4 protein-coding genes, 1 tRNA gene and 1 pseudogene are annotated in these 6,900 nt (G+C 67.3%); 2 read left to right on the top strand and 4 right to left on the bottom strand.

Annotation, left to right across the window (positions count from 1 at the left end):
* Window positions 1-674, bottom strand: a pseudogene (locus tag GX543_RS05160) (NAD-glutamate dehydrogenase domain-containing protein); the annotation flags it as partial.
* 173 nt (window positions 675-847) lie between these two features.
* Window positions 848-2,521: an energy-dependent translational throttle protein EttA gene (gene ettA, locus GX543_RS05155; protein ID WP_290850292.1), complete on the bottom strand. Its 1,674-nt coding sequence runs from the start codon at window positions 2,519-2,521 to the stop codon at window positions 848-850.
* Between the two features lie 309 nt (window positions 2,522-2,830).
* On the opposite strand from ettA, the gene GX543_RS05150 reads away from it, so the two are divergent.
* Window positions 2,831-3,232: a TIGR02611 family protein gene (locus tag GX543_RS05150; RefSeq protein ID WP_290850290.1), complete on the top strand. Its 402-nt coding sequence runs from the start codon at window positions 2,831-2,833 to the stop codon at window positions 3,230-3,232.
* A 107-nt stretch (window positions 3,233-3,339) separates the two neighbouring features.
* Here GX543_RS05150 and GX543_RS05145 read toward each other — a convergent pair whose 3' ends face one another.
* Window positions 3,340-5,538 (bottom strand): cytochrome c oxidase assembly protein, encoded by a 2,199-nt coding sequence (locus GX543_RS05145; protein ID WP_290850288.1) that lies wholly within the window; start codon window positions 5,536-5,538, stop codon window positions 3,340-3,342.
* A 59-nt stretch (window positions 5,539-5,597) separates the two neighbouring features.
* Between GX543_RS05145 and GX543_RS05140 the strand changes: the two genes are divergently transcribed.
* Window positions 5,598-5,674, top strand: a tRNA-Arg gene (locus GX543_RS05140).
* Here the strand turns inward: GX543_RS05140 and GX543_RS05135 are convergent.
* Window positions 5,633-6,898, bottom strand: coding sequence for an FAD-dependent monooxygenase (locus GX543_RS05135; protein WP_290850296.1), 1,266 nt, complete (start codon window positions 6,896-6,898; stop codon window positions 5,633-5,635). The genes GX543_RS05140 and GX543_RS05135 overlap by 42 nt on opposite strands.
* Window positions 6,899-6,900: the final 2 nt, after the last annotated feature.

Below are 6,900 nucleotides of genomic sequence, written 5' to 3'. Positions count from 1 at the left end.
GCGGTGGTCGCATCGCGCCAGACGCCCAGTCCGCCCTCGCCGGCTCGCGCCTCCCGGTATCCGACGGCCAGGAAGTTGTCGCGAATCGCGAACCAGCTGACGATGTCGGCGTCTTCGTCGTCGTCGCTGAACCGCTCGGCGAGCACCGCCAGCCGAGCTTGGATTCGATCGCTGTCCAGGTCGACGGCCTGTGCCCGGACCAGCGCGGCGCCGATCTCGGAACGGAGTCGATCGATGTCGCACCCGGGCGCTGGTCCGGTGGTCACGCTGATCCACGATTCGGCGGCGCCCGCGCCGGTACGCCGGAGTGCCGGTCCGTCGATCCCGACGATGCGGCCGTCACCGTCACGTCGCACCGACAGGATCGGGTGGTCGTTGACGGCGATGGTGAGACCCGCCGCATCCAGGGTGCCGAGGACCGCTTCCACGAGGAGCGGCATGTCGTCGGCGACCACATGGATCTCCACCGCGCCGTCGTCGAGTTCGGTGGTGCCGACCGCCGTCTCCCCTCGCTCGCGCACCTCCCCGAGTTCCAGGTGCCGTCGCAGTCGAAGCAACGAATCCCCGGACACCGCTGCGGTGTCCGGGGATTCGTTGGTACGGGGTTCGGCGAGATAAGACGCTGCGAACTCGGCGACGAGTGCGTCGCCCGATCGATCCGACGCGCTGTTCACTAGCATCACCCTCCCTGTGCAAGGAGGAGCTCCCGCGAGCCGTCGACTCCCGGCCCCACTGTTCGCCCGACCTTGATCGCCGATACGACCCCGAGGCTACCGTTCAGACAGGCGCGGTGAGGGTCGTACCGAGGCAATCACGGCGGGTGACGCGCAGGCGGGCCTCGCGAGACTCAGTCGCGGGTCAGGCGACGGTGGGTGACGCTGTGCGGGCGCGCGGCCTCCGGGCCGAGGCGGTCGATCTTGTTGGCCTCGTATGCCTCGAAGTTGCCCTCGAACCAGTACCACTGGCCTTCGGAGACGTTGCCCTCCCACGCCAGGATGTGAGTACAGGTCCGGTCGAGGAACCAGCGGTCGTGCGAGATCACGACGGCACAGCCCGGGAACTCCTGCAGGGCGTTCTCCAGCGAGCTCAGGGTCTCGACGTCGAGATCGTTAGTCGGCTCATCGAGCAGGATCAGGTTGCCGCCCTCTTTCAGAGTCAGCGCCAGGTTCAGTCGGTTGCGCTCACCGCCGGAGAGCACTCCGGCCGGCTTCTGCTGATCGGATCCCTTGAAACCGAATGCGCTGACGTAGGCGCGCGAGGGCATCTCGTTCTGGCCGACCTCGATGTAGTCGAGGCCGTCGGAGACCACCTCGAACACGGTCTTCGTGGGGTCGATGTTGGCGCGGTTCTGATCGACGTAGCTCAGCTTGACGGTCTCGCCGACGCGGACGGTGCCCGAGTCCGGCTCCTCCAGGCCGACGATGGTCTTGAACAGCGTGGTCTTGCCGACGCCGTTCGGGCCGATGACGCCGACGATGCCGTTGCGCGGCAGGGTGAACGAGAGGTCCTTGATCAGCACTCGGCCGTCGAAGCCCTTGTCGAGGTTCTCGACCTCGACTACCACGTTGCCCAGACGGGGCGGAGTCGGGATCTGAATCTCTTCGAAATCGAGCTTGCGGTGCTTCTCGGCCTCGGCGACCATCTCGTCGTAGCGGGCCAGACGAGCCTTGTTCTTGGTCTGACGGGCCTTGGCGCCCGAGCGGACCCACGCGAGCTCTTCCTTGAGGCGCTTCTGCAGCTTCTGGTCCTTCTTGCCCTGGACCTCGAGTCGCTCGGCCTTCTTCTCCAGGTACGTGGAGTAGTTGCCCTCGTACGGGTGGAGCTGGCCGCGGTCGACCTCACAGATCCACTGGGCGACGTGATCGAGGAAGTAACGGTCGTGCGTCACGGCGAGCACGGCGCCCGCGTAGCTCGCCAGGTGCTGCTCCAGCCACAGCACGCTCTCGGCGTCCAAGTGGTTGGTGGGCTCATCGAGGAGCAGCAGGTCGGGCTTCTGCAGCAGCAGCTTGCACAGTGCGACGCGACGCCGCTCGCCGCCGGACAGGTTGGTGACGGGGAGGTCGCCGGGCGGGCAGCGCAGCGCGTCCATGGCCTGCTCCAGCTGGGAGTCGAGGTCCCACGCGTCGCCGTTGTCCAGGTCGTCCTGGAGCTTGCCCATCTCCTCCATCAACTCGTCGGAGTAGTCGGTGGCCATGAGCTCGGCGATCTCGTTGTAGCGGTCGAGCTTGACCTTGATCTCGCCCATGCCCTCCTCGACGTTCTCCTTGACCGTCTTCTCCTCGTTGAGGGGCGGCTCCTGGAGCAGGATGCCGACGGTCGCGTCGGGATCGAGGAAGGCCTCGCCGTTGCTCGGCTGATCCAGCCCGGCCATGATCTTCAGGATCGACGACTTACCGGCACCGTTGGGGCCGACGACACCGATCTTGGCACCGGGGTAGAACGACATGGTGACGTCGTTGAGGATCACCTTGTCGCCGTGCGCCTTGCGCACCTTCTTCATGGTGTAAATGAACTCAGCCACGATGTAGCTCCTACCTGCAGCCTTCGCTGCGACGTCGTGTTTCTGCGGATGTCAGTTCTCTGCGGATGCGCACGCCGAACACCCTCGGCGGCGGCATGGTTCGGCGACCATCCTATCGGTCGCGCGGGGTTGCGCCGCTGCGCGGCTCTCCGACCCCGCTGAACGGCACCCTCCGCTCGCGTGATGGAGTTCGATCTCTCATTCTGCTCGTGAGGTGCGTCACACCGGGAACGTGGGCGGGGCGCGTATCGTTACCAATTAGTAACGATCAGTACCGAGCCTGATCCCCGACGAGAGGCACCGCCGAATATGCGACTGAGGTTCAAAGTCTGGCACCGGCAGCAGCGCTACACGATCCGTCAGCGACCGGCGCTCAACAGCCTCTACCGCTTCGGCGTCGGCGTGGTCGGCACCCTGATGGTGCTCGCCGGGATGGTCATGATTCCCCTGCCGATTCCCGGCCCCGGCTGGGTGACCTTCTTCCTCGGCCTCGGTGTGCTGTCGACCGAGTTCGCGTGGGCGCACCGCGTCACCACCTTCATGCGCCGCCAGCTCCACAACGCGGGCGTGCTCACCGCGAACGTCGCCCACGCCGTCCGCAGCCGCATTCACCTGACTGTCGACTACCGCTCCGGCGTGCAGTACCTGCGCACCTGGACCGAGCATCAGCACCTCTTCGCGCGTCCCCAGTACGCACTGGTCGCCGCCTGAGACTGGCACGACCCGCCGAACTCAGAACGTCGGCTGGATTCAAGTCCCCACGGGACTCGAATCCAGCCGACGTTTTCACATCTCGGGGCCCGACGACGGCACGCGGCTCACTCGACGCTCGGTGTCGGCGGAGCGTCCTCGGCAGCCTCGGACTTTTCCAGGACTGACTTTCCCGGGACTGACTTTTCCAGGACCGTCTTTTCCCGGCCCGACTTCTCCCGGCCCGACTTCTCCACGACCGCGTCGGTGGCGGCATCGGCGGTCGTGGCGGCGACCGGTTCCGGCGTGTTCATCTGTTGCAGCATCGCGTTGTAGCTCACGAGTTCGGCGTCGTCGTCCCGGTCCTCCTTGCGATCGAATCGCTTGGCCGCACGACTGTCGGACCTGTTCCACTGGATCAGCAACGCGAGCATCACCAGCATCAGGGGAAATTCGCCGGTCGCCCACGCGATGCCGCCGCCGACACGCTGATCGGCGTCCATGCTGTAGCCCCACGGGTGTTCCAGCGAACGGTAGAAGCGTTCGGCGATGATCGTCCCGGTCATCATCAATGCCACGCCGAAGAAGGCGTGGAACGGCAGCGAGCCCCACACCACGCCCAGCTTGGCCAGTGGGCTGATCTGCCGCGGCGCGGGATCGATGCCGACCACGAGCCAGTAGAACAGGTAACCGCTCACGAGGAAGTGCAGGTTCATCAGCAGGTGGGCGGAGTGGTGCTCCACCACCATGTCGAACAGGCCGCCCAGGTACAGGACGTAGAAGCTGCCGACGAACAGTGTGACGACGATCAGCGGGTGCGTCATGATCCGCGAGTACTTGCTGTGGATTCCGGTCAGAATCCATTCGCGCGGCCCCGGCGGATTGCCGCGACCGGCGGGCGGGATCGCCCGGAGTGCCAGGGTCACCGGGCCTCCGAGCACCAGAAGCACCGGGACCAGCATCGACAGCATCATGTGGCTCATCATGTGAATGCTGAACATGGTCGGCGCGTAGCGGCCGAAGCCCGACGACGTCGCCATCAACAGTGCGGCACAGCCCAGCAGCCACGCGACGGTACGACCGACGGGCCAGCTGTCGCCGCGCTTGCGCAGTCGGTACACGCCGCGCAGGTACACGACGGCGGCCACGATCGCCGCGGTGCCGAAGATCAAGTCGAAGCGCCAGTCGAACAGCAGTCGCGCCATGGTCGGCTCGCCGTCCAGGTTGTAGCCGACCTTCAGTTCCATCGGACTCGGGTTCGCGGCGTTCAAGACCGGCGGCGGTGTCCGCGAGAGGCCCGCACCGAAACCGAATGCCACCGCGAAGACCACCAGTTCCACCGCGGCGAAGCGCACGAACAACGACGTCCGAGGCTCCTTGACACCTTCGAGTTCGCGAAGAGTGAACCGGCGATGCATCGCGCCGATGCCGCCGGCCACGATCAGGGCCACCAGCTTGCCGATGACCACCAGTCCGTACGCCGTCGTGAACAGATCGCTGAACGACAGCCGGACGAGGGCGTTGATCACACCGCTGATGCCGACGACGAACAGGCACCAGAACGCCACCCGCGAATAGCGAGACAGCGCCAGGGTGCGCCAGCGACCGTTGCCGAACGCGTAAGCGAGCACCACCAGCAGGCCGCCCATCCAGAGCGCCGCCGCCACGATGTGCAGGATCAGACTGTTGGTGGCGAGGTCGTGGTCGCCGCCCGACGACGAGTGTCCGAGCAGCGCCGACGGCATCAGCGACAGGAATGCCAGGATGATCGCGAGGAACGTCCACCCCCAGCGCAGCGTCATCCGCGCGACGATGGCCGCGCCCAGCGCGAAGAGCGCGGTCCACATCCAGTACCGGCCTTCGGCCACCTGGCCGTAGGCGGTCATCAGGTTGCCCGGCGACAGGGTCTCGCTCAGCGGCGATCCGCTGACATTCGAGATCGAGAGCGGGATCAGCAGGAGCGCACAGGTGGCCCAGACGATCATCGACGTCGCCGCCCACCGCATGGCGCGGTACCCGCCGGCGTCGAGCGCCCCGTCGGGTTGGGGCGGGACGAAGAAGGCCGCGAAGACCACTGAGCCGAAGCCGATGGCCGCACTGATCTGACCGATCACGGTCACCACGGGAAGTCCGTAGGTGGTCAGCCAACCCGCGTCCGGCACACCCAGCAGTTGCAGGGCCGTGGACGCAGACGCCGCGGTGACGATCACCGCTGCCGTCGATCCGAACACCAGGAGCAGGGCGATCAGCGCCGAACGAGCCCTGGACGGGTCGGTCAGCCGGTCACGCACGGGTTCCTCCACCGCTTCGGTGGGCGTCGCTGTCATGACCTCTACTGTAGGACGGGATATAGTATGCCTTCGCCGCACCATTCTCCGTGCGGCATGCCTCCGTAGCTCAGGTGGATAGAGCAAGGGCCTTCTAATCCCGAGGTCGCAGGTTCGAGTCCTGCCGGGGGCACCACGTTTGCACAGGTCGCAGCGGTACAGCCGCGGGCCCGTGCATCTGGTGAGCCATTCCGCCGCGGTGTTGTCGAACTAACAGCCGCCACTGGCGCGCAAACGCTTCGCTGCCGGCGATCGACGCGAGGTGCCGCAGCATCAGCGCGTCGGGCAGCGCTCGGCTCGCCCGGATGGCGGCCCCCGACAGCCGCACCGGACGCGCACTGACGGCGCGGCCGACGGCACGCGATTCCATCACCACCCGACGCACGCGCGGACGACGGATCCGCTGATACACCGCGAGCGCTGATCCGACGGGAACCCCGCCCCGCAGCGCGCCCGTCAGCACCGCCGCGTCTTCGATCGCCTGGCACCCGCCCTGCCCGAGGTGCGGGCGCATCGGGTGGACGGCGTCGCCGAGCGCCACCACACGGCCGTCGTACCAGCGACGTGCGGTGGACCGGTCGTAGAGATCGGTTCGCATCAGCGACTCCGGCGGCGTCGCAGCGATCACCTCGCCGATCGGGGTCGGCCAGCCTTCGCCGAGTCGGCTGACTTCGGCGTGCTCATTGTCGAAGATCGTGCCCTCGGGCAGTCGACGCGAGGCGAACCAGTACGTACGACCATTCGGCAGCGGAACCGCGCCGAACTCCACACCGGGTCCCAGCACCTGTCCCGCCAGCTCCGGGTCGATCCTCGTCTCAGCGATGCCCCGCCAGGCCGAGGCGCCCGTGTAGCGGGCGGCGAGCCCGGGGTTGAAGCCGTGGATCAGTCGCGAGCCGATCCCGTCCGCGACGACCACCAGGTCCGCGTCCAGGTCCTCGCCGTCGGCGATGCCGACGATCGCGCGTCCGCGCTCGGTGCGTGCGCTCACCGCCGCGACTCCGGACCGCAGCCGCGTCGCTCCCGCAGTTGCTCGGGTCAGCACCTCGGTGAGGTCGACGCGCCGGAGCACCGACAGCGGCTCGCCCAGCGCCTGCAGCACGGCATCGCGATCGGGCCTGCGGATCCACGATCCGTCGCACCACCGCATCGCTCCGCCGCTGACGCGCTCGGACGCGGCCCGCACGTCGACGCCGACGTCGATGGCGTCGAGAGCGGCTAACGCATTGGGCCACAGGGTGATCGCGGTGCCCGACGTGGTGTCGAGCCGCCGCTCCAGGATCGTGACGTCGTGACCGTCGCGGGCGAATCCAGCGGCTGCGGTCAGTCCCGCAATGCCTGCGCCCGCGACGACCACGCGCATCG

The sequence above is a fragment of the Gordonia sp. (in: high G+C Gram-positive bacteria) genome (assembly GCF_012515855.1).
Lineage (GTDB): Bacteria > Actinomycetota > Actinomycetes > Mycobacteriales > Mycobacteriaceae > Gordonia.
The sequence above is the reverse complement of the archived record's forward strand: the minus strand, read 5'-3'. Positions and strand labels throughout refer to the sequence as shown.